Source organism: Mesorhizobium sp. M6A.T.Cr.TU.017.01.1.1, from assembly GCF_004023115.1.
GTDB classification, from domain to species: Bacteria; Pseudomonadota; Alphaproteobacteria; order Rhizobiales; family Rhizobiaceae; genus Mesorhizobium; species Mesorhizobium mediterraneum.
The window spans coordinates 61,732-87,219 of record NZ_RZTA01000005.1; the positions used below are offsets into that span (position 1 = coordinate 61,732).

The following is a 25,488-nucleotide window of genomic DNA, read 5'->3' on the forward strand; positions in this document are numbered from 1 at the left end:
AGGGAAAAGCCGGCTCTGCCTGAGCGGAGCCGGCGTTCATGAGCTTACTTGGCGCAGGCGTCCGGCACCTTCGAATAATCCCAGCCCTTGGTCGGCGCGGGATTGGCGAAATAGGCATCGAGCCATTCTTCCGGCATCGGATCCTCCGGCGGAACCGGGAAGATCGAGACTGCGTCCGCCGTCATACAGTCCTTGTACCAGGTGCCCAGGTCGGCGTTGTGGACCGGCGGAATCGGGATCAGCAGCGTGTTGAGCTTCGGCTTTTGCCCGTCGAGCATACGCGCCCCAATGCGGAACAATGTCTCGGCGGTCCAGTGCGGCAGAACCGCATGGCCTTCGAAGCGATATTTGTCCGGATTGGCTTTCCAGTAGCCGAGCGCGTCGCCGGTGATCGAGCCGGTGATGAGCGGGGCAGGGCGGCCGGCCTCGGCAAAGGCCTCGGCGACGACGCGGCTTTCGCTGCCCGTCGTCCACACCGCATCGATCGGCGCCGGATTGGTGGCGATCGCCTGCAATACCGTCGTCTTGGTGACGTTGGCCGTCCAGTTGCCGTTGACGCTGCGCGAGACCTTGAGCTTGGGGTTCTCGGCCAGCGCCTTGTCGGCGCCCTGACGCTCCTGCACGACGATCGGATGACCTGCGATGCCTTCGACCAGAAGTATGCTGCCGCCACCCGGTATTGCCTTGCCGATCGCCGTCATCATGTCGTAGCCCCAGCGCGCATAGTTGGAATCGACGTTGATGGCATTCGGGCTGGTCACCGACCCAGCCGCCGTGATGAAGGGAATGCCGGCCTTTGCGGCGGCATCGATGGCATCATCCAGCGCCGTCGCCGAGCCGGGGATCGAGGTGATGATCGAACATTTCTTATCGATGAAGGCGCGGATCTGGTTGATCTGCTGGCTGGCATCGTTGTTGGAGTCCGACACTTCGAAGCTCGCCACCGTGCCGTCGGCGATCAGTCCGTCGACAAGCCGCTTCAACTCCTTGGTGACGGTGACCCGCCACGGATTGCCCTGGTAGGATTCCGAGTGGCACCATTTCCACGGCTTCGCCGGCGGCGTGAAATTGTCCCACGCCGATGGCAGGATCTTCTGCGGCGCGCCGTCATATTGCGCCTTCAGTTCAGTTGGCAGTCCAGCGATCACGCCCGAAACGTCCTGGGCGCAGGCAATTGTCGTGATCGATGCAAGGGCGGTCGCGGCCATAAGGCCGCGGATCAGGCTGTTCATAGTCTCCTCCATTCGTTGTTTCAGGCTCCTCCACCGGCAGTGCCGGACACCCGTGCCGGGAAACTCTCCAGAAACAGGCGATTAAGATCGGCGACGACGCGGCCGGCATCGTGCTTTTCGGTCACGCCGAGATTGATGCGATCGGACGCCGCCTGCTGGAAGGCCATGTAGCCATCGTGGCGTGGCCTGACCCAGGCGCCTTCGAGTGTGGCGCGCGTATCCTTGTAGAAATTGCCGGCGGCTGCATTGACGGCGGCATCGTCCCAGGCTGCGGCGTGGCCAGGCTGGCCGCCGGCCAAAGCATAGGGGCCGCGCTGCACGTCACCGCTGGCGATCCAGTAAGCGAAGTCGATGGCCGCCTGCTTGGCCTTCGAAAAGGCCGACACGGCGATGCCGGTGCCGCCGAGCGCCGAGCCGACCGGACCGGCATTGCCCGCAGCCGGGATGTCCGCGAAGGCAAGGCGGTTGGTCCGGAATCCGGCAATGGCATAGGAGACATAGCCATAGATCAGCGGCGCGCAGGCGATCCGCGAGCCGGACCTGGCCATTTCCTCCAGGACGTCGATCGGGTCCATGCCGAGGCAGGCCGGGTCTACGAGAGCCGCGATCTCGCGCATCATCTCGAAAACGCGGCTGCCCACATCAGCGTTTACGTGAGCGCCAGGCTCCTCGACGGCGGGCCGGCCGAGATTGCCGGCAAGCGTGTAGAACACCATCAGCGAATGCGGCGGCCTGAGCGGCAACAGCATGTGGCCTTGCCGCGCCAGATCGAGCATTTCGCTCCAGCTCGCCGGCTGAGCGGAAAGCATATCAGGCCGCCACGCTTGCACCTGGCTCGCCGTATCGATCGGAAACGCCCACTGCCGGCCTTGCCAGTTGTAGCTCGGATAGGACCGGCCGACGCTGCCCGCCGCCAGCGTCGCACGTTCCGCTTCGCGGCCCGCGACGTCGAGCGGCGCCAGGCAATTCTCGGCGGTGATCTGGCCGACATGCGGATGATCGATGACGATCAAATCATAGGCACGGGCCAGTTCCTCGACCGGGAAGGATTCGAAATCCTGCAGCGAGCGCTTGTCCCATTCGATAGTAACGCCAGTCCGCTGCTTCCACAGTGCCGAACAGGCGACCATCGGGTCGTAGCCGCGCGGATGGCTCCAGGTCATGCCTTTGAGCCTCACGTCGCTCACAGCCCGAACTCCTTGCGGATCTTTGCGCTGTGCTCGCCGATGCGTGGCGCGGCGCGCTCGACCTTCGCACGCACACCATCGACCCGGAGCGGCGAGCGCGTGGTGAGGATCGAGACGTCATCCTCGCGCGTCACCGTCTGCAGCATGTCGAGAACCTGAAAGCCTTCGCTGGCCATCATCTCCGGCCAGGTCAGCACCCTGGCGCACCAGATGTCGGCAGGCTCGAGGATGGCAAGCCACTCGTCGACCGTCTTCGTCGCGATTTTTTGCGCGACGATCGCCTTGATCTCGTCGCGGGCGGTGAACCATGTCGACGGCTGGTCGCGGTAGGGCGCAAGCTCTTCGAGCCCCAGAAGATCGGCCAGCTTCGGGATCGGCGTCATGGCGATCGCCAGATAACCGTCCTTGGCCGGATAGACGCCGTAAGGCGCCGATAGATAGGCATGGGCGCTGCGGAAGGCCGATCGCCGCGGCAGGCGGCGCCCGTCATTGAGATGCGTGGTCAGCACCTCGAACTGGAAGTCGACCAGCGCTTCGAGCAGACTGGTCTCGACATGGCTGCCCGTGCCGGTCACGCCGCGCCGCACCAGTGCGGCAAGAATTCCTTGCGCGGCGGCGGAGCCCGCCAGCATGTCGGCAATTGCCAGGCCGAAAGGCACCGGTCCCTGGTCCTCGTCGCCGTTGAGCCACATCACGCCCGAGCGTGCCTGCGCCAGCAGATCCTGACCGGGCCGCTTGACCCAGGGACCTTCCTCGCCATAGCCGCTGATCGACGCATAGACCAGACGCGGATTGATCTTGCGCACCGCCTCGTAGTCGAGGCCCAGGCGCTCGATGACGCCGGGCCGGAAGTTCTGGATCAGCACGTCGGCCTTGGCCAGCAGCCCGCGCAGCGCCGCAAGGTCGGCCGCGTCCTTGAGGTCGATGGCGAGACTTTCCTTGGCGCGATTGATGGCGTGGAAGATGGTGGAATCGCCGCCGATCTCGGTGTCGCTGAGATAGAGCCGGCGCGACAGGTCACCGCCATCCGGCCGCTCGATCTTGATGACGCGGGCGCCGAGGTCGAGCAGCCGCAGCGAGCAGTAGGGCCCGGACAGGAACTGGCTCATGTCGACGACGATGAGCCCGGTCAGCGGCAATTCGGCAATGGCGGCCATCGCCTATTTCTCCGTCTTGCCGGCGAAATCGGTCGGATTGCGGTATTTCACCGTCTGCAGGTGCTCGCAATAAAGCACGAGCTCTCCTTCACCCTTGAAGACTTCATAGCTGGCGCGGATCAGACCCATCTCTTTGTATTTGGGTTTCTTGTCGAGGTTGGAGCGGATCGAATAGATCGTGTCGCCGATGAACACCGGCTTGATGAAGCGCAGTTTGTCGTAGCCATAGGAGAAGGCGTTGACGCAATTGGTGGCGACGAGGCCGAGCCCGGCCGAGAACACGAAGGCGCCGGCGACCAGGCGCTTGCCGAATATGCCTTCCGTTTCGGCGAACATCTGGTCCTGCACGTAAGGGTGGATATCGAGCACCAGCGCGTTGAAAAGGTGGCTGTCGCCCTCGGCCATGGTCCTGCGCAGCGAACGGATTTTCTGGCCGACCGGCCAGTCCTCGTAGAACCAGTTCTCCGCGTTCCAGACCGGGAGATCGGCGTGGTCCTTCGGCATGTTGGCGGGATGTGTCGACGCCACGCCGACGGTCGGCGCGAAACCAGTCATGACGGTATCCGTTGGAAGCATGGATCATCCGTCCGGGCGCGCCGCGGACCAGCGAATTGCATGATCGATCCTCCCGCAATCTTCTTTTGTGAATAGTATTTTCACATATGGGATTGTGTTGCAAGCGTGAACAGGCGAAATTTTGCTCGGATCCGCGGCGGACAACGCCGGCGGAACAAGGGAGGATTTGATGCAGAATGCCTGTCTGGTCTTCGTTGGCAGCCTCAACCGTGAGGCGCCGTATTTTCAGGGCGCGCGCGGTGTCGGGCTGGGTGTCTACAGCTTCGACGAAGAGACGCTGGAGACGAGGAAACTGGCTGAGACGGGTGACGTCGACAATCCGACCTTCCTGTCGGTGATGCCGGACGGCTCCCACATCTATGCCAACTCCGAAGTGTTCGCCTGGCGCGAAGGCGTGGTCTCGGCCTATCGCTTCGACAGGCAGACCGCCGCGCTGTCCTACATCAACAAGCAACCGAGCCTTGGCAGCATCACGGCGCACAATACCATCACGCGCGACGGCACGAAGCTGCTGGTCGCCAATTACGGCATGGGCGAAGGCGGTCCCGATCGCTCGGTCGTTGTCTACGGACTACGCGAGGATGGTGGCCTGACCGCGCCGTTGTCGAGCGTCGCCCATGCCGGAACTGGCCCCGACACAGCTCGTCAGGAACGCCCCCATGCTCACAGCGTCACCGAGACGGTTGCCGGCGGCGTGGCGATCGTCGCCGATCTCGGCATCGATCGGCTTGTCTCGTACCGCATCGGGCCTGACGGCAGCCTGACCAGACTGGCGGAGTCGGTGCTTGCCTCAGGCGCCGGCCCACGCCATGTGGCGCTGCATCCGGGCGGGCGCTTCGTGTTCGTCATGAACGAACTCGATTCAACGATAGTGTCGCTTGCGCTCGACGATGTGTCAGGAAGGCTCACCGTCATCGACACGAAGCCGGCCGTGTCGGCGGAGGCGCGCGACGGCAATCATTGCGCCGACATCCAGATCTCGCCCGACGGCCGCTTCCTCTACGGTTCCAACCGCGGCCATGACAGTATCGTGGTGTTTTCCGTCGACCAGGAAACAGGCGTGCTTGCGCTGGTCGATTACACGCCCTGTGGGGGCGCCACACCGCGCAATCTGGCACTGACGCCTTCGGGCCGCCATCTCTTCTCGGCCAATCAGAACGCCGATCGCATCTCGATTTTCCTGCGCGACATGGCCACCGGCCGGCTGGCCGACACCGGGCGATACATCGATGTCGGCACGCCGATGTGCGTGAAGATCGTGCGTTGAAAGCCATCGATCTCCTTCTGGCCGCGAGGGCGCGCACGGTCCTGTGATTTCGGCTGAGCCATCGGCGTGGTAGCTTCCAGTCGTTCCGTTCCGGAGTTGTCATGCGTGCCAAGCTGCTAGAAATCACCCTTGCTATGTTGCTGTTGGTTGGCGGCCTTCCGGCCGGCCATGCGCAAGTGGCCGAGCGGCCGTCGCCTTCGGGTGGGGTTCTGTCGCTGCTTCCGCCTCCGCAGGTCTCCGATCATTCGATCGTGATCGCGGGACGTACGCTCAACTATCAGGCGAAGGCAGGCACTCTGTCATTGCTGTCCGGCAAGGGCGACGTCACCGCGGAAGTTTTTCATGTCGCCTATACGCTACGTCCCGAGCCGAGCCGGGAACCTGATCCCCAGCGCCCGATCACTTTCGTGTTCAACGGTGGTCCGGGAGCGGCTTCCGCCTATCTGCATCTAGGCGCGCTCGGTCCACGCGTGATGGCGACGGCGGCTAATGGAAGTTTTCTCCCATCGCCGCAGAGGCTTTTGGACAACCCGAACACATGGCTCGACATGACCGACCTGGTCTTTGTCGACCCCGTCGGAACGGGTTACAGCCGCGAAGCGCCTGGAACCGAGGCACGCAGCTTCTGGGGCGTCAACCAGGACGCTGCCGCGATGGGCGTTTTCATCAGGCTCTATCTGGCACAGGCGGGCCGCGCAGCGTCGCCGGTGTTTCTTGCCGGCGAAAGCTATGGCGGGTTTCGGGCGGCACTGCTTGCCAAGACGCTTCAGGATGACATCGGCATCAGTCCTCGCGGCATCGTGCTCATCTCGCCGGCGCTCGAGTTCACACTCGTGCGGCCAGACGAGTTCCAGCCGCTTCACTGGGCGCTTGAGCTCCCGTCGCTGGCGGCGGTGCGCCTGCGCAGCGAAGGCGTCACCGGTTCCGAGTTGCAGGAGCGGTTGGCCGATGTCGAACGCTATGCGCTTGGCGACTATCTCGTCGCGCTTGCCAGCGGGCTCGAAGAGGGTGGGCGCCTGGCGAGCCCGCGCGTTGCCGAAATCACCGGCCTGCCGCTTGAACTCGTCAAACGAAACTTTGCACGCATTCCCACCGCACTCTTCGCCAGGGAGTTTGCACGGGCAAGGGGCAATGTTCTCAGCGCCTATGACGGCACGATCGAAACGGCGGACATCGCGCCGGAAAGCCTGAGATACAGCGGTCCTGATCCGGTCCTCGACCGAAGCGTGCCGGTGCTCACTTCCGCCTTTGTCAGCTATATGCGTGACGAATTGAAATTCCGCACCGATCTAAGTTACCGGCTCCTCAACCGTGAAGTCAGCGGCAATTGGGATTACGGGACGAGCCCGACGCGTCAGGGCTATGTCGGCGTGATGGATGACCTTCAGCAGGCGCGCGCGTTGAACCCTGGCCTCGGCGTTTTGATCGTCAACGGCTACACCGACCTGGTGACACCCTATTTGGTGTCACGCTACCTTGTCGGCCAGATTCCTTCGCTTCCGGGCGCAAAGCCCATCCGCGTCGACCTGCTGGAAGGCGGCCACATGATGTATTTCAGGCCAGACAGCCGGCGCGCGCTGAGAGAGGCCGCGTCCGAGCTTTACCAAACGCCGAAATGAAACGGTTTTGTGAAGCAATTCTCGCTTTCCGAATGTGAAAGACGCTTTGGCTGCCTTCGAACGATGCGTGCGGCCATGAATGTGGCGATTGCGACCGGGTAGTCGATCAACACCTGATGGTCTTCGTCTAGCCGGATGGATCCAGCCGGCACTACGGCGCCGGCCTGAATGCCGGACGCCAACTCTTTTCGATGAGCGCATTGACAAAAAATCATCGCCGCAATAATCCAATATATTGGATGCAATACGCGGACCACTTGCGACAAAAGCACACCAGGTGCGTGATGATCGTCGACAAACCTGGACCTGAGGATACAAGCCAATGAACTTGGATCGCGTCATTACCGTCGTCGGAGCCCATGCCGAGGGCGAGGTGGGCCGGGTGATCACCGGCGGCGTCCTGCCGCCGCCGGGTGCTACGATGTTCGAGCGCATGGAGAATCTGGAACGCGAAAGCGCGTGGCTTCGCAACATGCTGCTGTTCGACCCGCGCGGCAGCGTCAATGCAGCCGTCAACCTGATCACGCCGCCGATACGCGCCGACGCCGATATCGGCATGATCGTCATGGAGTCCGACTACTTCGTGCCGATGTCGGGCTCGAACCTGATCTGCACGGTCACGGTCGCCCTCGAGGCGGGCATGATCCCGATGCGCGGCGCTGAGACCATTGTCAGGGTGGACACGCCGGCCGGCCTGGTCGAGGTGACGGCGGACTGCAGTGGTGGCAAATGCCGCCGCATCACGTTCCGCAACGTCCCGTCGTTCGTCATGCATCGCGACCGGATGGTCGACGTGCCAGGGATCGGATCGCTGCGGGTCGACGTCGCCTATGGCGGCATGATCTACTGCATTGTCGATGCCGAGGACGTCGGCGTCACGCTGGCGCGCGATGAGGCGCGCGACCTGATCGAACTCGGCGAACGCATCAAGGCGGCAGCGGCCGAACAGCTTCCCTCGATCCATCCGCAGAACCCGTCGATCAACACCATCAACCAGACCGAGTTCGCCGGTCCTCTGCGGGTCGTCGACGGCGTAAAGACGTCGAAGAACGCCGTGGTCGTTTCTCCCGGCAGGCTCGACCGCTGCCCGTGCGGCACGGGAACCTCGGCGCGCATGGCTTTGCTGCATGCGCGCGGCGATCTCGCTGTGGGCGAGAAGTTCCGGCATACTTCGATTCTCGACACCGTCTTCGATTGCCGCATCGTTGAAACGGCCGTGGCGGGCAATGTGCCCGCGGTGGTGACTGAGATCTCCGGGCGCGCCTGGCTGACCGGAGTGAGCCACTACGGGGTTGATCCGGAGGATCCATTTCCCGAGGGCTACCGCCTGTCGGACACCTGGTTCAGGTAGCCGCCGACAAAACTTTGCCGGCTAATCAGACTGCGCAAAACCCATCACGCAACGCGAACCGGACAGGCAAAAGCCGATGACGAAATCTAAGAATACCAACCTGACCTGGCTCAACCCGCCACTGCATCACGCGTTTTCCGGCAACACTTTGAATGTGCGCACCGGCAAGGAGACCGATTTCTGGCGCGAGACGTTCTACGATTTCTGGCGCGACAACGGTCATTTCCTCTATCGCCAGGTCGAGGGCGACTTCAGCGCCGAGGTCACGGTCAAGGGTGACTACAAGGTGCTCTACGACCAGGCCGGATTGATGGTCCGGCTGAGCGAGACGCATTGGGTCAAGGCCGGCATCGAATTCACCGACGGGCTGATGTATTTCTCCGTCGTCGTCACCAACGATGCGTCCGACTGGTCGCTGGTTAGTATTCCGGCAAGTCCGGACGGCGTCAGGATCCGACTGACCCGCCACGCCGAAGCGATCCGCATCCAGTATCTGGATGCGTCCGACGGCCACTGGAAGCCGGTGCGGCTTGCCTATTTCCCACCCTCGAAAACGATCGATGTCGGCATGATGTGCTGCTCGCCGCAACGTGAAGGTTTCGAGGTCACATTCAGTGATTTTTCGGTCGGCCCGGCGATATCGAGGGAACTCCATGACTGACACGCCCCAAGCGGTGCCGGCCGCGAGCCGCGCGCGTCGAGGTGCGGGCAAGGTCCGCTGGGCGATCGTGGGGGCTAGCCAAATTGCGCGCTCCTGGGTCGCCAAGGCGATCCAGTCCGTGCCGGATGCGGAACTGGTGGCGGTCGTCAGCCGCAGTGCCGCCCGCGGCCGCGCATTCGCCGACGATCTCGGGATACCGGTATCCACGACAAGCCTCAAATCGCTTCTTACCGAAACCGCGATCGACGCAGTCTACGTCTCGACCAACAATGCCAGGCATCGCGACGACACGCTCGAAGCTGCGGCAGCGGGCCTGCACGTGCTCTGCGAAAAGCCGCTCGGGCTGACGCTGTATGATGCCGTCGAGATGGCCAGGGCCTGCGACCGCGCCGGCGTCGTCCTGGCGACGAACCATCATATGCGTGGCGCGGCGACGCACAGGGCGATCCGCGACCTGGTGCTGACAGGCCAAATCGGCCGGCCGCTCGCCGCGCGCGCGATGTATTGCGAATACTTGCCCAAGGAGTTGCAGACCTGGCGCACGAAGGACAAGGAACAGGGCGGGGTCATCTACGACCTGACCGTGCACAATGTCGACGTTCTGCGCTTCGTCCTCGCGGACGAACCGGTCGAGGTCATGTCGATGAAGGCGAGCAGCCTGATCGGCGAGAATGGTGTCGAGGACCAGGTGCAATCCATCGTCAACTTCGCTTCCGGGTTGATTGCCTACATGCATGAGGGCCAGGTCTTCGCCCATCACGAGACCGCGCTTGAGATCCATGGCACCGAAGGGTCGATCTATGGCCGGGGCATCCTGGATGAGGCGCCGTCCGGTCGGGTCCATCTTCGCCGCGGCACCGAGATGACGGAAATCCCGGTCGAGCCCGCCAACCTCTACGCCGCCACGATCGCCCAGTTCGACGCGGCAGTGCTTCATGGCGATCGTCCGGCGGCGACGGGTTGGGACGGCGTCGCCTCGCTGGCAACGGCACTGGCGGTCAGACGCTCGGCGCAAGAGGGGGTGCGGGTGTCCGTGCCGCGCTTCGAGGGAAATCCGCCCGTTCCAGTGGCGTGACATGCCCGTATAGGTGCTGCCGCAAGGTCGATTTCATAGTGGACTTTAAAATAGAATATTGTAGATTGGATACATTATTGCGAAAGCGAGTCCAAGGAGAGACCAGACGATGACGCATTGGCAGGGGGTGTTCCCGGCGGTTACGACCAAGCTCGACCAGGACGGTTCGATCAATCTCGAAGCGACGCAGGCGAGCATCAACCGCCTCATCGACAATGGCGTTTCCGGCATCATCGTGTTGCCGATGCTGGGCGAGAACGCCTCGCTGCTGCCGCAGGAGAAGGAAGCCGTCATCCGGGCAGCCAAGGAAGCCGTTGCCAGCCGCGTTCCGCTTCTCTCCGGCCTTGCCGAGATTTCGACCGCCGGCGCGGCCGCGAGCGCTCGCAAGTTCCAGGATTACGGTGCCGAAGGCCTGATGGTGTTTCCGAGCCTCGGCTACAAGACCGACCCGCGCGAAACGGCCGAATGGTACAAGGCGATCGCCGGCGCCAGCGACCTGCCGATCATGATCTACAACAACCCGATCGCCTATGGCGTCGACGTCACGCCCGCCATCCTCAAGATGCTGGCCGAATGCCCAACGATCGTGGCGGTCAAGGAAGAGACCGGCGACGTGCGCCGCGTCACCGACATGTTCATCGAACTGGGCAGCCGCTTCGATATCTTCTGCGGCGTCGACGACCAGATCGTCGAGAGCATGTCGCTCGGCGCGACGGGCTGGGTTTCGGGCATGACCAATGCCTGGCCGAAGGAATGCGTCGAGATTTTCAACCTGTGCGCATCCGGGAATTTTGCCGGGGCACGCGATCTCTATCGCATCATGACGCCGTCCTTCCATCTCGATACGCATGTGAAGCTGGTTCAGTACATCAAGATGGCCGAGCACCTCGTCTACGGCGCGCCTGAATGGTCCCGGGCGCCGCGACTGCCGCTGACCGGCGAGGAGCGCGAGCGCGTCATCGCCACGATCACCGCGACGATCGAACAGCTCAAGCAGATGCAGTCACGTCGGGCCGCCTGATCCCGCAAGGATGTCGGGCCGGGTCGAGGGCTTACGAAAAGTTCGCGTTGCCGGTTGTGCTTTTCGAGGGGCCGCAGCCGGCAGGTGCGCCAGGGATGGATTGCATGGATAAGGTTCCAATGTTCGGCGTGTCCGACCTGAGGCAGACGCGCGATACAGCGCGGCGGCTGGATACGTCCTGGATTGGCGATGGGTTTTCCCGCGACGGCGGCTCCGAAGTCAGAAACATCATGTCTCCCTTCGATGGGGAGACGATCAGCGAAGTCGCCTTTGCCAGCGAGAGGCAAGTAGATCTCGCCGTGCACGCCGCCCGTGCGGCGCTCAAGGCAGACTGGGGCACGATGGGGCACGAAGGACGCGCGGCGTTGATCCGTGCGCTGGCGGACGCCGTCGAAAAGAATCGGCTCGAATTGGCGCTCCTCGAAAGCCTCGACGTCGGCAAGCCGATCCTGCATTCCTACAATGACGATGTGCCGACGACGGTCGGCGTGCTGCGCTGGTATGCCAGCCTGACCGAAACCGCCTACGATCTCAGCCCTGCCCGTCGCAATGGCGTGCTCAGCCAGATCGTGCGCGAGCCGCAAGGCGTGGTCGGCATCGTCCTGCCCTGGAATTATCCGCTGACCACGCTGGCGCTGAAGATCGGCCCGGCGCTGGCGGCCGGCAACACGGTCGTCTGCAAGCCGGCCGACGATACGCCGCTCACCACGCTGCGGCTGGCCGAGTTGGCGATCGAAGCGGGTTTCCCGGCTGGCGTCATCAACGTCGTACCCGGCACCGGCGCGGTTGCCGGAAAGGCGCTGGGCCTGCATGGCGACGTTTCGGCGATCAATTTCACCGGTTCGACCGCCACAGGGCGGCGCTTCCTGCACTATTCGGCCGATTCGAATTTGAAGGAAATTTCGTTGGAGTGCGGCGGCAAGAACCCCGCGATCATCCTGCCTGATGTCAAATCGCTCGATCGTTTCGCCGACGACATTTCGACCGGCTTCCTGATGAATTCCGGCCAGCTCTGTTCATCCATATCGAGGGTCCTCGCGCCGCGTGCGCTGGAAGCCGATCTTCGCGACATGCTCGCCACGAAGATGAAGGAATGGCCGATCGGCGATCCGTTCGATCCGGCTACGCGCATCGGGCCGCTGGTCAGCGACGCCCATGCGGCCAAGGTCAATCGCGCCGTCGATAACGAGAAGCGGCACAACAATGATCTCAGCGTGTCGGGAGCAGAAATTACCGGCACATCGCCACGCCTGGTCGAACCGGTGGTGTTTTTCAATGTCGCCGAAAGCGCCGAGGCCTGGAGCGAAGAGGTCTTCGGCCCGGTTCTCTCCGTCAGGTTCTACGACGATCTCGACAGCGCGATCCGCAGCGCCAATGACACGCAATACGGCCTGAGTGCTTATGTCTTCGGCGAGAATCCAAACGCAATTCGCGAGGCATCGGCCACGCTCGACGCGGGGTTCGTGGCGATCAACGCCTTCTGCGAGGGCGACTTCACGACTCCGTTCGGCGGCTTCAAGACGTCCGGCTTCGGCGGCAAGGACAAAGGCATTCATTCGCTCGACCAGTATTCCCGGACCAAAAGCATCTGGTGGGCGACATAGGAACTCAGCCTGGCCGAAACATCCAGTCAGGTGCAAGCGAAGGTAAGTTCGACATGGCTTCCAAGGCGTATGACTATATCGTCGTCGGGGCGGGTGCCGCCGGTTCGATCGTCGCCGCCAGGCTAGGCGAGGACAAGAGCGTTCGAGTGCTGGTGCTGGAGGCCGGCCCGAGCGACAATTCCATCTACGTTCGAATGCCGGCGGCGATGTCCTACCCGCTGACCGACCAGCGCCGGACCTGGAGTTTCGAGACGGGACCGGAGGCCGCGCTCGGCGAGCGCATGATCACGCATGTCAGGGGCAAGATGCTGGGCGGCTCCGGGTCGCTCAACGGCATGGTCTATGTCCGAGGCAATCCGCGCGACTTCGACGGGTGGGCGCAGGACGGTCTGCCGGATTGGTCGTTTGCGTATTGCCTGCCTTACTTCAAGAGGCTGGAAACCTACGACAAGGGCGCCAATGCCTATCGAGGCGGCGATGGCCCCATCGCGATCACGACACTCAAAGGCGATCTGCCGGTCTTCAAGGCGTTTCTCGAGGCTGGTCAACAGGCCGGTCATCCACTCAATCCCGACTACAATGCCTATCGCCAGGAAGGCGTCCATATCTATCAGGCAAATATCGACAGGGGCGTGCGGGCGAGCGGCGGCAGGGCCTATCTCAGGCCGGCAATCCGCAAGGGCAATGTCGAGCTGAAGTTGAATGCGCTGGTGCACCGGGTCAATTTCGACGGCAAGCGCGCGGTCGGCGTTACCTACGAGGCGGATGGTGCGACCCACACAGTCGAGGCTGGACGCGAGGTGGTGCTGTGCGGCGGCGCCTTCAACTCGCCGCAGCTTTTGCTGCTGTCGGGCGTCGGTGGCCCAGACGAACTGGGCAGTCTGGGTATCAAGTCGGTCGCGGACGTGCCCGGTGTCGGCAAGGGGTTGGTCGACCATGTTGCCGTTTCGGTGCGTTACAGGGCATCGCGTCGCGGCGTCTCGCCCGCCATGGACCTGAACATGTTCAAAATGGGCCTGATCGGCGCGCAATGGCTGTTCATGCGCTCCGGGCTCGGCGTGACAAATCTTTGGGAAGTCGGCACGTTCTTCAGGAGCAGTGCGGCTGCCGACTACGCCAACATCCAGCACGAGTTTCTGCCGATGCTGGGCGAACTCATGCACGGCAAGGTCAACATCGAGGAGGGGTTCCAATACCAGACTTGCCTGATGCGGCCGAAGAGCCGGGGCGCCGTTACACTGAAATCAGCCGATCCGCGGATGCATCCGTCGATCATTTCCAATTACCTCGCGCATCCGCAGGACCAGCGGGATCTGATCGACGGCGTGCGTCACACTGACGAGATCATCCAGCAGCGCGCCTGGGACGGCATGCGCGGGCAAGCCCTGACGCCAGGGCTCAGGACGATGCCCGATGGCGAAGTGCTTGCCTGGCTAAAGGAAAACCTCGGCACGCAGTACCACCCGTGCTCGACCTGCCGTATGGGCGTCGACGACATGTCGGTCGTCGACGCCGACGGCAAGGTGCACGAGACCGAGGGGTTGCGTGTCATCGATGCGTCGGTCATGCCGCGCATCACCAGCGGCAATTTGCACTGCCCGACCATGATGATTGCGGAAAAGCTTGTCGACCGCGTGCGCGGCCACTCGCCGCTGCCGCCAGAGAGCCTGGATTATGCGGATCGGCGATGATCGATGGGAAACGGAAGCTCGATTGCAAAGCCGAGATTGGACCAGGATGAAATATTGGATACGATCCTGCGACAAGTAGAACGATTCTGAAAGCGCCTGCCATGCCGACACCGCCCAAGCCTCTGTTGCAGCGCCAAACCGTAACCGCGATGGTGGCGGAATATATAGCCGCCAAAATTATCGGGGGCGACTATCCCGGCGGCCACCAGATTCGCCAGGAGGCGATAGCGGCCGAGTTGGGTGTCAGCCGGATTCCGGTGCGCGAGGCGCTTCTGCAACTGGAAGCCGAAGGTCTTGTCGTCATCAGGACGCATCGCGGCGCAGTCGTCTCCGATCTATCGGCTGACGATGCGATCGACCTGTTCGATGCGCGGCTTCTGCTGGAACCCTTCCTCGTCAAAAAGGCCATAGCGCGCCTATCCAATCAGGATATCGCCAATGTCGAGCGAGCGCTTCGTGATTACGAGGCTGCTATCGCCAGGGGCGATCCGAAGGAACTCAGCCGCCTCAACTGGGCCTTTCACACCGCGCTGCTCGAACCGTCGATGCGACCGCGTTCAATGGCGGTGCTACAAACGCTCTACAGTTCGGCGGATCGCTATCTGCGCCTGCAGATCGAGCCGTTGAAGGCGCAGACTAAAGCGCTGCAGGAGCATCGTGACATTTTTGAAGCCTATCGCCTGCGTGACGCCGTCGAGACATCGAGACTGCTCAAGAAGCATGTCGCCGACGCGGCCGAAGAAATCGTCAGCCAACTGAAGCGGGGCGAAGCCGCCGGCTGATCCTGCTTCAGCTGTATCGGCCTTTTCGTTGCGTCGAATCCGGGCGCACATGTTGCCCTGTCGTTCAAAATCGGCTTGACGCGAGCGCAGCCGATCTGGATAGCCGCGACGCCTCCGCAAAATCTTTACAAGACAATCAAAGCCGAGCGGTGGTGGGACGAATTCGTTTGACTCCCATGGTTATTGTATCCAATATCCTGTAAAACAAGGTTGTCGTAAATTGCCATCAGAAAAAGGGGAATCCGCAATGACACGCAAAGCAGGAGACGAGGTCAATTCGGGCTTGTTCACGTCAGCAGTCAGCAGGAGAGCCGTTCTCACCGGAATGGCCGGCTTGGGAGGCGGGGCATTCCTGTTGAGGTTGTCCACGCTGCCTGCGCAGGCCGCTGCGGGTGGCGAACTCCAGGTCATGGCCTGGGAAGGCTATGACCTGACCAACGAGCTTTCGGACTGGCGCAAGGCAAACGGCGTGACGGTCGAGGCCACGTCGATCGCCAACCAGGATGACGTGCAGGCAAAATTTGTGGCCGGCAATCCGCCGCCCATCGATCTGGCCGAATACAATCAGGCCTATGCCGATCTCTACATCCGGGAAATGAAGATCGTAAATCCGATCGATATGTCGAAAGTGCCGAACTACAATGCCGACAACCTCTTCGGCCAGTTCTACGACCAGCCGACATGGTTCGCCGACGGGCAATATTGGGGATCGCCCTATATCTGGGGGTTCAACACGATCCTGTTCAATGCCGACAAGCTGGCCAAGCCGACATCCTACGTCGACCTGCTCGATCCTTCGCTCAAGGGCAAAATCGCCATCATGGACGACACGGTAAGCTCCTGGCCCGTGGCTGCGCGCGTTGCCGGCTTCGGTGACAAATATCCGCTGCTGACCAAAGACGAGCTCGGCAAGACTTTCGCGGAATTCTCCAAATACCGTGCTCAGGCCCGCGTCATCGCCCTCAATCAGGGCGAACTTGTAAACCTTATGGTTTCCGGCGAGGTCGTAGCAGCCCTTTGCGCCGATCCCTCGATCATCACGCAGACCGACCAGCAGAACATGAAGATCGAGATGGCCATTCCGAAGGAAGGTCCGATCCTGTGGGTGGACGCCTGGTTCATTCCGGTTTCGGCGGACAATATCGAGGCCGCTCACGCCTTCATCAACCAGTCGCTCGATCCCGCGGTGCAGGCCAAGGTCGCCATGGCCGTGGTTCAGGCGCCGGTTTCGAAGAAGGCGGTGGCATTGCTCGATGAGAAGTCGCGCAGCCGCATCGATTATGACGCCATTGAGACGATGTTCGCAGCCGGCCTGCCCGGCATTCCACCACGGGCATCCGACACCCATGCCACCTATGACGATTGGGTCGCGGCGTGGCAGGAATTCAAGGCGGGGATGTAGACTTCCCGTGTTTGAGTCGGCTGAATTGAGAGTTGGCTATCAGCGTCATTGCCGATAGCACATTTTGTCCGTGAGAATGTTCATGAAGGCACCGCGCTCTAGCATGGGCAGCCTGCTGGCGGCACCCGCTGTTCTGTACATGGTCGTGTTTTTCGTCGTGCCGAGCCTGATCCTGTTCGTCTACAGTTTCTGGACGGCGGCCTCGTATAAGATCGTGCCGGACTTCGTGTTTTCGAACTATCTTAATTCGCTGATGTCGCCACTGTTCTGGACGGTGACGATCAACGCCATCCTGATCGGGCTTGTCACGGCATCGATCACGTTGGTGCTTGCGATCCCGGTCGGCTATTACCTCGTCTATGTCAGCCGCTCGCAGGTCATCCTCTATCTTATCCTGATCACCTGGTTCTCCAGCTATTTGGTGCGCATCTATGCCTGGCGCACCTTACTTGGCACTAGCGGCGTCCTCAATACCATCCTGCTCCAGGCCGGCATCGTCGACTCGCCGGTGGGGGTATTCCTGTTCAGCCGGTTTGCGGTCGCGATCACGCTGATCCACATCTACCTGCCATTCTGCATCCTGCTGGTGGTGTCGTCGCTCAGCGAGATCAAGAAGGACCTTGTCGACGCCGCGCGCGACCTTGGCGCTTCGCCGCTTGGCGCCTTCTTTCGCGTCATCGCACCCAACGCAGCCAACGGGCTGGTCGGCGCCTTCATGCTGACCTTCGTCATGGTCGCGGGCGATTATGTCACGCCGCAGATGCTGGGTGGCTCGTCGGGTCAGACGACGGGGCTGCTGATCGCCGATCAGTTCCGCAAGACCGGAAACTGGCCCCTCGGTGCCGCTCAGGCCTTCCTGATGTTTCTGGTGTCGATCGCCATCTATTTCGCCGTGATGGGGCTTGGGCGTGCAACAGGTCTGATCGTGAAGCGCCGGCCTGCAAAGAAAGCGGGAGCGTAGCCAGTGATCCTCAGAATTGTCGTCTGGTCGATCCTGGCGTTCTTGTTGATGCCGCTGGTGATTATTGTTCTCTTTTCTTTCCATGCGAGCCCTTCGCTGTCCTTTCCCTTTGCCGGCTTCAGTCTGCGCTGGTACGCCGATGTGCTTGGCAACGCCCAGCTAGGCTCGGCACTGGTCAAGAGCCTCACCGTCGCCGGTTTCACCGCGGTGATCACGCTTGTCCTTGGGGCGGCCGCCTCGCTCGCCTGGCTTCGCCTGGGGCGGGGAGGTCGCACCCTGCTGGAGGTGCTATGCCTGACGCCGATCGCACTTCCAGGCCTCTTCGTCGGCGTCTCGCTTCTGGTGCTGTTCGCCCAGGCCCGCGTCCAGCTCTCGACGGTCACTATCGTCATCTCGCACGTGGTGCTGGCCCTGCCGATCCTGATCGTGGCGATGCGCGCCCGGCTCGCGCTGTTCGATCCATCCCTGGAGGAAGCCTCGCGCGATCTCGGCGCCAGCCAGATCCAGACTTTCGGCAGGGTGACGCTGCCACTGATCGCACCGACCTTGATCGCCTCGGCCATCCTGGCGTTTGCAGTATCGTTCGACGAGTTCGTCGTGACCTCCTTCGTCGCCGGCACCGAGACGACCTTGCCCATGTATATCTGGTCGATGATGCGCCGCACCGTCACCCCGCTCATCAACGCCATCTCGACGCTCGCTCTCCTGTTCTCGGTCGCCATCCTCTTCATTGCCTGGCTCATCGGCCATCTGCGCAGAAGGTCTGCCGTCGCAGGCCGCACCGTTTCATAAGGATCGACAAGCATGACAATCCGCCCGCCCGTGATCGAGATAGCCGCTGCCCAAAAAATGTTCGGCTCGTTTCAGGCGCTGAGCGACATAGACCTGTCCATTGAACAGGGCGAGATCGTAACCTTGCTTGGCCCCAGCGGCTGCGGCAAGACAACCCTGATGCGGCTCATAGCCGGCTTCGAGGCAGCGACCGCCGGCACCGTCAAGATCGATGGCAAGGATTGTGCCGACCAGCCGCCCGAGCGGCGGCCTGTGAACATGGTCTTCCAGCGCTATGCACTTTTTCCGCATCTCGACGTCTTCGAGAACGTCGCCTTCGGCCTGAAGGTCAAGGGCACGCCCAAGGCCGAAATCCGCGAGCGGGTCCAGCGCATGCTGCATATCGTTCAGCTCGACAGCTTCGCCAACCGCTATATCAACGAGTTGAGCGGCGGCCAGAGCCAGCGCGTGGCGCTCGCCCGCGCGCTCGTCAATGGTCCGAAAGTCCTGCTGCTCGATGAGCCGCTTGCCGCCCTCGATCTGAAGATCCGCCAGCACATGCTGGTCGAGATGAAGCGCATTCACGCCGAGACCGGCGCCACCTTCGTCTACGTCACGCACGATCAGGATGAGGCGATGATCCTCTCCGACCGTGTCGTTCTCATGGAGAAAGGCCGCATCGTTCAGATCGACCGGCCCGAAATCATGTACGCAGCGCCAAGGTCGCTGTTCGCCGCCAAGTTCCTCGGCGAGACCAATCTGTTCGAGGCGACGATGGCAAGCGACGATGCTTCCGGCATGACTGCCGTCACCGCATCGGGGCTCCGCTTTCACAGTTCTGTCGTTCCCGCCGGCGAATTGCGCGGCAAGGTGATCGTCTCAATCCGACCGGAATCTTTCCGCTTCGCCAGAGACAATGACACCACGCAATCGGCGACCGGGCAGGTCGAGGATGTCATCTTCATCGGCAGCAGATCGTTCTACACCATCTGCCTGGCTAACGGCATTCGCGTTCGGATTCAAGTTCAGCGGAGCACCCGCACCAGCTTGCCGAAACCAGGTGAGAAGGCAGAAATTTTCTGGGACTCCGAAAACGTCGTCATGCTTCCGGAAGCCTGATTGCCGGCTGTCGGTCAGATCTTCGGGAAAAGCAAACCTGCACAGGATATGTGCCGCTAAGACCTAACTGACCGGCTGATAAACATTCCGCGGCTCGTTCTACCGGGCATTCGCCTCGTCCCGGTCGAACTTGAAGTCGGCGGGAAGGCGACCGCGGAAGGCGCGAAGCCGTTTCAGCAATTCCTCGGGCGCAGCTTTGCGCGCGACGCCAAGCCGTCCGGCATCGGTCACATGGATTTCAATCTCATCGCCTTCCCTGAGTTCGAGCGCCTCGACGACAACGGCGGGAAGACGGATGGCGAGACTGTCGCCCTACTTCGAGACCCGCATCACGCTCTCCCATAGATGTACGTCCGGCGAGATGTATATCCGCAGGAGGCTAGGACCGAAAGACCCAGTCTAATCCCGCAGCAGATCGAACATCAATTTGAAGAAGCGGTCTGCATCGACTTCATGCGCGATGCGGGCATTGTCCTGTTCGCCACGCTCGCCCCAGAAATCGGCAACGGTCGCACCGAATGCGTAGCTGCCCGACAGATTGACGCCGATATGGGCGGGACGCGTGCGCACCAGCGTCGGGTCGATGGCCAGCGCCAGCACCAGAGGATCGTGCATCGCCCCACCGACGCCCATCGAGTTGCGATGCAGCTTCTCGTAGAACAGCAGCCAGTCGTTGACGAGCCGGCCGAGCGGCGTGTCGATGGTTGCGAGCTCGGCATATTGTGGCGCCTCGATCAGCACCTGCATGGTGACATCGAGGCCGACCATCAGGATCGGCACACTACTGTCCAGGACGATCTTCAGCGCTTCCGGGTCGCAGAAGGCATTGAACTCGGTCGGCGTGATGATCTCGCTCCTGCGATAGAACACGCCGCCCATCCAGATCAATTCCCTAATTTTGGGCAGCACGTCGCGATGCTTCAGGATCAGCAGGCCGATATTGGTCAGCGGGCCGGTGGCGACCACCAGAATCGGCTCGGGCGAGGCGCGCAATGTGTCCGCGAGGAAATCGACCGCGTGCTGCTTGACCGGCTTGATCGTTGCCTGCGGCAGGTAGGGGGAGCCTTCCAGGCCGCTTGGCCCGTCGGCGGTGCCAAGCACCAAGGGCCGCGCCAGCGGACGGTGGCAGCCCTGCGCCACCGGAACGTCGCCGGCGCCGATGAATTCGAGGATGCGCAGCGTATTGGCCGTCGTCTTCTCGACCTCGGCGTTGCCGCAGGTCGTGGTGACGCCGAGCAGTTTGATGGCCGGCGAGCGATGCGCCATGACCAGCGCAATGGCGTCGTCGTGACCAGGATCGCAATCGAACAGGATGGGAGTTGCAGTGGTCATCGTATCGTTCCTCACGCCGGCCGCTCGTACTGCGCGACGGTCTGTTTGAACATGTTGAGGAAGCGCCGGCCGTCGAGGTCGGTGCAGATGCGCGTGGTCTTCGGTCCGCCGCCGGGCAGCAATTGCCTGCCGCGATAGGCGACGGTCTGTCCGCGCGCTATACGCCCGTCCAGCACGACGTCAACGAACAGCGGCTCGGTCATCGTGGCAAGGCCCGGATCGAAAGCCAGCGCCACAGTGATCACGTCGTCCATCGGGAAGCCGACCAGATCGAAGAATTCGCGCCAGATGTCGATATAGATCGGAAAGCTGTTGGCGATCATCTCGAGAACGGGATTGTCCTTGGCGCCGGCCTGCATGTCCGCGAGGTCGTCGCGCGTCAGCATCGAGGCGGCGACGCGGTTGTCCTCGCAGATGTCGAGCGGTACGAGGATCTTGTCGACATCGGCGTTCAGCACGATGCGCGAGGCCTCCGGGTCGGCCCAGATGTTGTATTCCGACAGCGGCGTGATGTTGCCGGGCGTCTGGAAGTTGCCGCCGAGCACCAGCAGGCGCTTGAGCACCTCCGTCAGCCGGGGTTCCTGCAGCAGCGCCATCGCCGCGTTGGTCAGCGGGCCGGTCGTCACCAGCGTGATCTCGCCGGGATTGGCCATCACCGTTTCGATGATGAAGTCGACAGCGTGTCCCGGATTTGCCTGGCGCGACGGCTTCGGCGCCGGTGGATTGAATTTCTTCAGGCGGTCGCCGAACCGCGCCACGAGCCGCTTTTCGAAATGGACCGGCGCTTCCATATCGGCCTTGGCGTTGCCGACGATCGGCCGCCATGCACCGGCATGAACCGGGATGTCGTCGCGCCCGGCAAGCCGGAGCGTGTTGAGGACGACATTGGTGACCTGCTCGATCGGGCCGGCCGCACCCGTCACGGTGGTCACGCCTTCGAGCCGGAGGTTTGGGTTCGCCGCGGCAAACAGCACGGCGAGAATATCGTCGCCGGCAGAATCCACGTCGAGGATTATGCGTTCCATGGAAAGTTCCTTCATGAGGGATGTTTGCCGTCAGGCCCGGGATTCTTGTCCACCGACAGCAGTTTTTGCATTGAAGCCAGCGTCTCCATGATGATCCTTGGGCGCGCCCGGTACGAGAGGGCGAACAGCGCCGTGAGCGCGACGACATAAGGAACTGTGAGGACCAGATAGGACGGATAGCCGAATGTCTGCAGGCGCAGCGAGAAGGCATCGGCGAAGCCGAACAGCAGGCAGCCGGCCAGTACCTTGAGCGGATCGCCGTTGGAGAAGATCAGGATTGCCACGGCCATGAAACCACGGCCCGATGACATGTTCTCCGTAAACATAGTTATGTAGCCGAGCGACAGATGCGCGCCGGCCAGCCCCGCCAGTAATCCGCAAAGCAGCGACGCGGTGTAACGGACGCGCGTGATCGAGATGCCGAGCGCCTCGGCGGCTTCGGGCTTCTCGCCCACGACGCGGATATAAAGCCCGAGCCGGGTGCGGTTATAGAACAGGACCAGCAGCGGCACCGCGATGAACGCGACATAGACCATCGGCGTGAAGCCGGAGATCAGCGATGCCCATGAGCCGAGAAGGTCGCGGGCGCCGGGCAGCTGGACTTTCGGCAGGCCGACGATGCCTTGGCCGACGATGGAGCCTCGCGTGCCGAAGATCGCCTTCATCAGCGAAATCGTCATGCCGCCGGCGAGAATGTTGAGCGCCAGCCCGACGACCACTTCATTGGCTCGGAAGCTCACCACCAGAACGGCAAAAACCAGGGCAAAGGCGAGCGCCGCCGCAACACCGCAGGCGACGCCCAGCAGCGCGGAACCTGTCCAGATCGAGCCGAGGACGGCGAAGAAGGCGCCTGCCAGCATCTGGCCTTCGAGGCCGATGTTGAAGATGCCGGCCTTGGTGGTGAATGAGCCGCCGAGTGCGACCAGAAGAATGGGAGCCGTGGTGCGAAGCGTTGCTGCGATCAGCGCGACATTGACGAGCTTGTCTAGAATTTCCATCGCCGCTCCCCTGCCTGGCTGTCGCCGCGCCGCCTGACCAGAACCTGCGCCGACACGCTGAGGATGATCAGCGCCTGGATCACGGTGATGATCTCGCGCGACGCGCCGGTATCGACCTCGAGCAGCAGCGACCCGTTGCGCAGCGCGCCGAAGAACAGCGCGGTGAAGATGGTGGCGACCGGCGAGCCATTGGCGAGCAGGGCAGCAATCAGCCCGTCGAAGCCGAAACCGGGAGCGAAGCCTTCCATGAACCGGTGATGGACGCCGAGCGTCTCGACGCCACCGGCCAGTCCGCCAACGGCCCCTGAAAGGAGCAGAACCAAAAAGCCCTGTCGTTTCACGTTGACGCCGCCATATTCGGCGAATTTCGGCGCCGAACCGACCATCGTCACGCCATAGCCCCAGCTGGTGTAGCGAAAGACAAGTGCCGCGCCGATCGCCAGCACCAGACCGATGACCAGGCCCCCGTTCAACCGGGAAAAGTCGAAGATCCCCGGCAGATAGGCCGTCGGCAGGATCGGCGGCGTCTCCGACCAGCCACCTGGTCGCTTGAACAGAAAGATCGTGAAATAAGAGGTCAGCAGCACCGCAACGTAGTTCGACAGGATCGTCGAGACGACTTCGTTGGTGTTGTAGCGGGCGCGGAAATAGGCCGGGATCGCAACCCACGCGGCACCCGCCACAATCGCGAGTGCCAGCGCTGCCAGCATGTGAATGCCCGCGGGCAGGGGAAAGGCGAAGCCGACCCAGGCGGCAGCAAAGCCGCCGAGGAAAAGCTGGCCCTCGATGCCGACGTTGAACATGCCGCCGCGCAGGCCGACGCAAGCAGCGACGCCGCAGATCAGGATCGGTGTCGTCTGCAGCAAGGTTCCGGCAATCTTTGCCTGATCACCGAAGGCGCCGCGCAACAGCGTCATGAAGACACGTACCGGGCTTTCACCGACCATTAGGATGATGATCGCGCCCATGAGCAGCGCCACGGCGACGGCGATGATCTGACCGGACACGGCACGCAAACGATCGTTCATCTTGGAGACTCCGGCATCATGCAGGCTCCGCGGCGAATTCCGGCACGGCCACGCCTGCCATCATCATGCCGATGCGGTCTTCATCGGCATCGTCGCCGGCGACCTCGCCCATGATCCGTCCGTTGAACATCACCAGGATGCGATCGGCAAGGGCGGCAAGTTCGTCGAGTTGCACGGAAATCAGCAGGATTGCGCGGCCGGCAGCGCGCTGGCGCATGATCTCGTCATGAATGGCTTCCTGCGCGCCGATGTCGACGCCGCGCGTCGGCTGATCGATCAGCAGGAAGTCGGCGCCGTTGGTGAACTCGCGCGCCAGCACGACCTTCTGGATATTGCCGCCCGAAAGCCGCTTGACGGCATCGCCCGATCCTTGCGCGCGAATATCGAAATCCTTGATCAACTTGGAAGCGTTTTGGCCGATGGCGTTCCAGTTGAGCACGCCGCCGCGGCTCCATGGCGCACGATGCTGGCCTCCCATCAGCATGTTTGCCGCAATCGATGCATTGCGGTCGACCCCGCGCACCATCCGATCGCCGGGAACATGCGCCAAGCCGGCCTCGCGGATTTCGGCGGGGGAGAAGGTGGCGAGGTTCCGGCCCTTCAGCCGGGCTACGCCATGGCTTGCCGGCCGCAGGCCCGAAAGCACCTCTGCCAGTTCCGTCTGGCCATTGCCGGCAACGCCGGCGATTCCCACCACCTCGCCGGAGCGGATGGTGAAGTTAACGTCGCGCAGCGCCGGCAACCGGCGGTCGTCGCGCGCCCACAGTTGCTCGACTTCGAGGATCACATCGCCGTGCTGCGGTTCGCGCGGACGGCGATCGAAGCTGACCTCGCGGCCGACCATCATGCGCACCAGTTCGTCCTTGCTGAGCTCAACGGTTGGGCGCGTCGCCACCCTCCTGCCGTTGCGCAGCACCGTCACGGTGTCCGAGACCTCCATCACCTCTTCCAAATGGTGCGAGATGAAGATCACCGTCATGCCATCCGCCACGAAGCTGCGCAGCGTCTGGAACAGTTCACGGCTCTCCTGCAGCGTCAGCACCGCGGTCGGCTCGTCGAGAATGATGGTGCGCGCGCCGCGCACCAGCACCTTCAGGATCTCGATGCGTTGCTCTATGCCGACCGAGAGCAGTCCGACGCGCTCGGTCGGATCGACCCGCAGCCCGAAACGCTCCGACAGTTCGCGCGTGCGCGCAATCTGCGCGGCGTGATCGATCAGCCCATGGCGGCGGATCTCCATGCCGAGAAAAACATTGTCGGCGACCGAGAGCGAGGGAACCAGCTTGAAATGCTGATGCACCATGCCGAGACCGGCCTTGATGGCGACGGCGGGGTCGGCGACCACCGTCTCCTCGTCGTTCAGCCGGATCGAGCCCTCGTCGGGTTGCAGGAGACCGAACAGGATGTTCATCAATGTCGTCTTGCCGGCGCCGTTCTCGCCGATGATGGCGTGGATTTCGCCCCGGCGCACGGCAAGGTCGATGCCGTCATTGGCGATGAATGCGCCGAAACGCTTGGTGATGCCCGTCAGCGCGACAGCCATCCCAGCGACATCGGGGCCAGCGACATTGGCGCCGGCCGCATTGTTGCCGGCATTGTGGGGGGTCGAAGACCCCGACGCGTTCGACA

The 25,488-nt window shown here is 62.5% G+C and carries 22 protein-coding genes and 1 pseudogene; 13 read left to right on the forward strand and 10 right to left on the reverse strand.

All coding sequences use genetic code 11. The features are described from left to right. Positions 1–44: 44 nt before the first annotated feature. From EOB36_RS02850 to EOB36_RS02865, 4 genes are read right to left on the reverse strand one after another with little or no spacing between them, the layout of a single operon-like run. On the reverse strand, positions 45–1,232 hold the full coding sequence (locus tag EOB36_RS02850) for an ABC transporter substrate-binding protein (RefSeq protein WP_095483745.1): 1,188 nt from the start codon (positions 1,230–1,232) through the stop codon (positions 45–47). A 20-nt stretch (positions 1,233–1,252) separates the two neighbouring features. Next, positions 1,253–2,419, reverse strand: a complete 1,167-nt coding sequence (locus tag EOB36_RS02855) for an extracellular solute-binding protein (protein WP_128284244.1) — start codon at positions 2,417–2,419, stop codon at positions 1,253–1,255. Further along, a complete protein-coding gene (locus tag EOB36_RS02860) occupies positions 2,416–3,576 on the reverse strand; it encodes a CaiB/BaiF CoA-transferase family protein (RefSeq protein ID WP_128284245.1) in 1,161 nt (386 codons plus the stop codon). Before EOB36_RS02860 ends, EOB36_RS02855 begins: the two co-directional genes overlap by 4 nt. A gap of 3 nt (positions 3,577–3,579) precedes the next feature. Next, entirely contained in the window at positions 3,580–4,131 is a 552-nt protein-coding gene (locus EOB36_RS02865; protein ID WP_128284246.1) for a MaoC family dehydratase, read from the reverse strand. A gap of 190 nt (positions 4,132–4,321) precedes the next feature. Here EOB36_RS02865 and EOB36_RS02870 point away from each other — a divergent pair, with 190 nt between their 5' ends. From EOB36_RS02870 to EOB36_RS02930, 13 genes are all read left to right on the forward strand, one after another. Beyond that, on the forward strand, positions 4,322–5,419 hold the full coding sequence (locus EOB36_RS02870; RefSeq protein WP_128284247.1) for a lactonase family protein: 1,098 nt from the start codon (positions 4,322–4,324) through the stop codon (positions 5,417–5,419). Between the two features lie 101 nt (positions 5,420–5,520). Beyond that, a complete protein-coding gene (locus tag EOB36_RS02875) occupies positions 5,521–7,038 on the forward strand; it encodes a peptidase S10 (RefSeq protein ID WP_128284248.1) in 1,518 nt (505 codons plus the stop codon). A 322-nt stretch (positions 7,039–7,360) separates the two neighbouring features. After that, positions 7,361–8,389, forward strand: coding sequence for a proline racemase family protein (locus EOB36_RS02880; RefSeq protein ID WP_128284249.1), 1,029 nt, complete (start codon positions 7,361–7,363; stop codon positions 8,387–8,389). Between the two features lie 76 nt (positions 8,390–8,465). Next, complete coding sequence (locus EOB36_RS02885; RefSeq protein WP_128284250.1) at positions 8,466–9,050, forward strand: DUF1349 domain-containing protein; 585 nt, start codon at positions 8,466–8,468, stop codon at positions 9,048–9,050. After that, positions 9,043–10,125 carry a Gfo/Idh/MocA family oxidoreductase gene (locus EOB36_RS02890; protein WP_128284251.1) on the forward strand — a complete coding sequence of 361 codons (1,083 nt, stop codon included), beginning with the start codon at positions 9,043–9,045 and terminating at the stop codon, positions 10,123–10,125. Before EOB36_RS02885 ends, EOB36_RS02890 begins: the two co-directional genes overlap by 8 nt. A gap of 109 nt (positions 10,126–10,234) precedes the next feature. Further along, the gene (locus EOB36_RS02895; RefSeq protein ID WP_128284252.1) at positions 10,235–11,146 is read left to right on the forward strand and encodes a dihydrodipicolinate synthase family protein; all 912 of its coding nucleotides are present in this window, start codon (positions 10,235–10,237) and stop codon (positions 11,144–11,146) included. Between the two features lie 104 nt (positions 11,147–11,250). Then, the gene (locus EOB36_RS02900; RefSeq protein WP_128284253.1) at positions 11,251–12,750 is read left to right on the forward strand and encodes an aldehyde dehydrogenase family protein; all 1,500 of its coding nucleotides are present in this window, start codon (positions 11,251–11,253) and stop codon (positions 12,748–12,750) included. Positions 12,751–12,803: 53 nt separating this feature from the next. After that, positions 12,804–14,441, forward strand: coding sequence for a choline dehydrogenase (locus EOB36_RS02905; protein WP_128284254.1), 1,638 nt, complete (start codon positions 12,804–12,806; stop codon positions 14,439–14,441). A gap of 101 nt (positions 14,442–14,542) precedes the next feature. Continuing rightward, the gene (locus tag EOB36_RS02910) at positions 14,543–15,223 is read left to right on the forward strand and encodes a GntR family transcriptional regulator (RefSeq protein ID WP_095483756.1); all 681 of its coding nucleotides are present in this window, start codon (positions 14,543–14,545) and stop codon (positions 15,221–15,223) included. A gap of 247 nt (positions 15,224–15,470) precedes the next feature. Then, positions 15,471–16,625: a PotD/PotF family extracellular solute-binding protein gene (locus tag EOB36_RS02915; RefSeq protein ID WP_095483757.1), complete on the forward strand. Its 1,155-nt coding sequence runs from the start codon at positions 15,471–15,473 to the stop codon at positions 16,623–16,625. A gap of 82 nt (positions 16,626–16,707) precedes the next feature. After that, positions 16,708–17,586 carry an ABC transporter permease gene (locus EOB36_RS02920; RefSeq protein ID WP_128284255.1) on the forward strand — a complete coding sequence of 293 codons (879 nt, stop codon included), beginning with the start codon at positions 16,708–16,710 and terminating at the stop codon, positions 17,584–17,586. 3 nt (positions 17,587–17,589) lie between these two features. Beyond that, positions 17,590–18,378 (forward strand): ABC transporter permease, encoded by a 789-nt coding sequence (locus EOB36_RS02925; protein WP_095483758.1) that lies wholly within the window; start codon positions 17,590–17,592, stop codon positions 18,376–18,378. Positions 18,379–18,390: 12 nt separating this feature from the next. Further along, positions 18,391–19,476, forward strand: a complete 1,086-nt coding sequence (locus tag EOB36_RS02930; protein WP_095483759.1) for an ABC transporter ATP-binding protein — start codon at positions 18,391–18,393, stop codon at positions 19,474–19,476. A 99-nt stretch (positions 19,477–19,575) separates the two neighbouring features. On the opposite strand, the pseudogene EOB36_RS35660 reads toward EOB36_RS02930, so the two are convergent. The 6 genes and pseudogenes from EOB36_RS35660 to EOB36_RS02960 form a co-directional block, all read right to left on the reverse strand. Next, a pseudogene (locus EOB36_RS35660) lies at positions 19,576–19,776 on the reverse strand (AbrB/MazE/SpoVT family DNA-binding domain-containing protein); the annotation flags it as partial. 99 nt (positions 19,777–19,875) lie between these two features. After that, positions 19,876–20,808 (reverse strand): nucleoside hydrolase, encoded by a 933-nt coding sequence (locus EOB36_RS02940; RefSeq protein WP_095484003.1) that lies wholly within the window; start codon positions 20,806–20,808, stop codon positions 19,876–19,878. Between the two features lie 11 nt (positions 20,809–20,819). Next, positions 20,820–21,833, reverse strand: a complete 1,014-nt coding sequence (locus tag EOB36_RS02945) for a nucleoside hydrolase (protein ID WP_095484004.1) — start codon at positions 21,831–21,833, stop codon at positions 20,820–20,822. An 11-nt stretch (positions 21,834–21,844) separates the two neighbouring features. Next, positions 21,845–22,831, reverse strand: coding sequence for an ABC transporter permease (locus tag EOB36_RS02950; protein WP_095483760.1), 987 nt, complete (start codon positions 22,829–22,831; stop codon positions 21,845–21,847). After that, positions 22,819–23,859 (reverse strand): ABC transporter permease, encoded by a 1,041-nt coding sequence (locus EOB36_RS02955; RefSeq protein WP_095483761.1) that lies wholly within the window; start codon positions 23,857–23,859, stop codon positions 22,819–22,821. Before EOB36_RS02955 ends, EOB36_RS02950 begins: the two co-directional genes overlap by 13 nt. A gap of 16 nt (positions 23,860–23,875) precedes the next feature. After that, complete coding sequence (locus tag EOB36_RS02960; RefSeq protein WP_164897434.1) at positions 23,876–25,402, reverse strand: ABC transporter ATP-binding protein; 1,527 nt, start codon at positions 25,400–25,402, stop codon at positions 23,876–23,878. Positions 25,403–25,488: the final 86 nt, after the last annotated feature.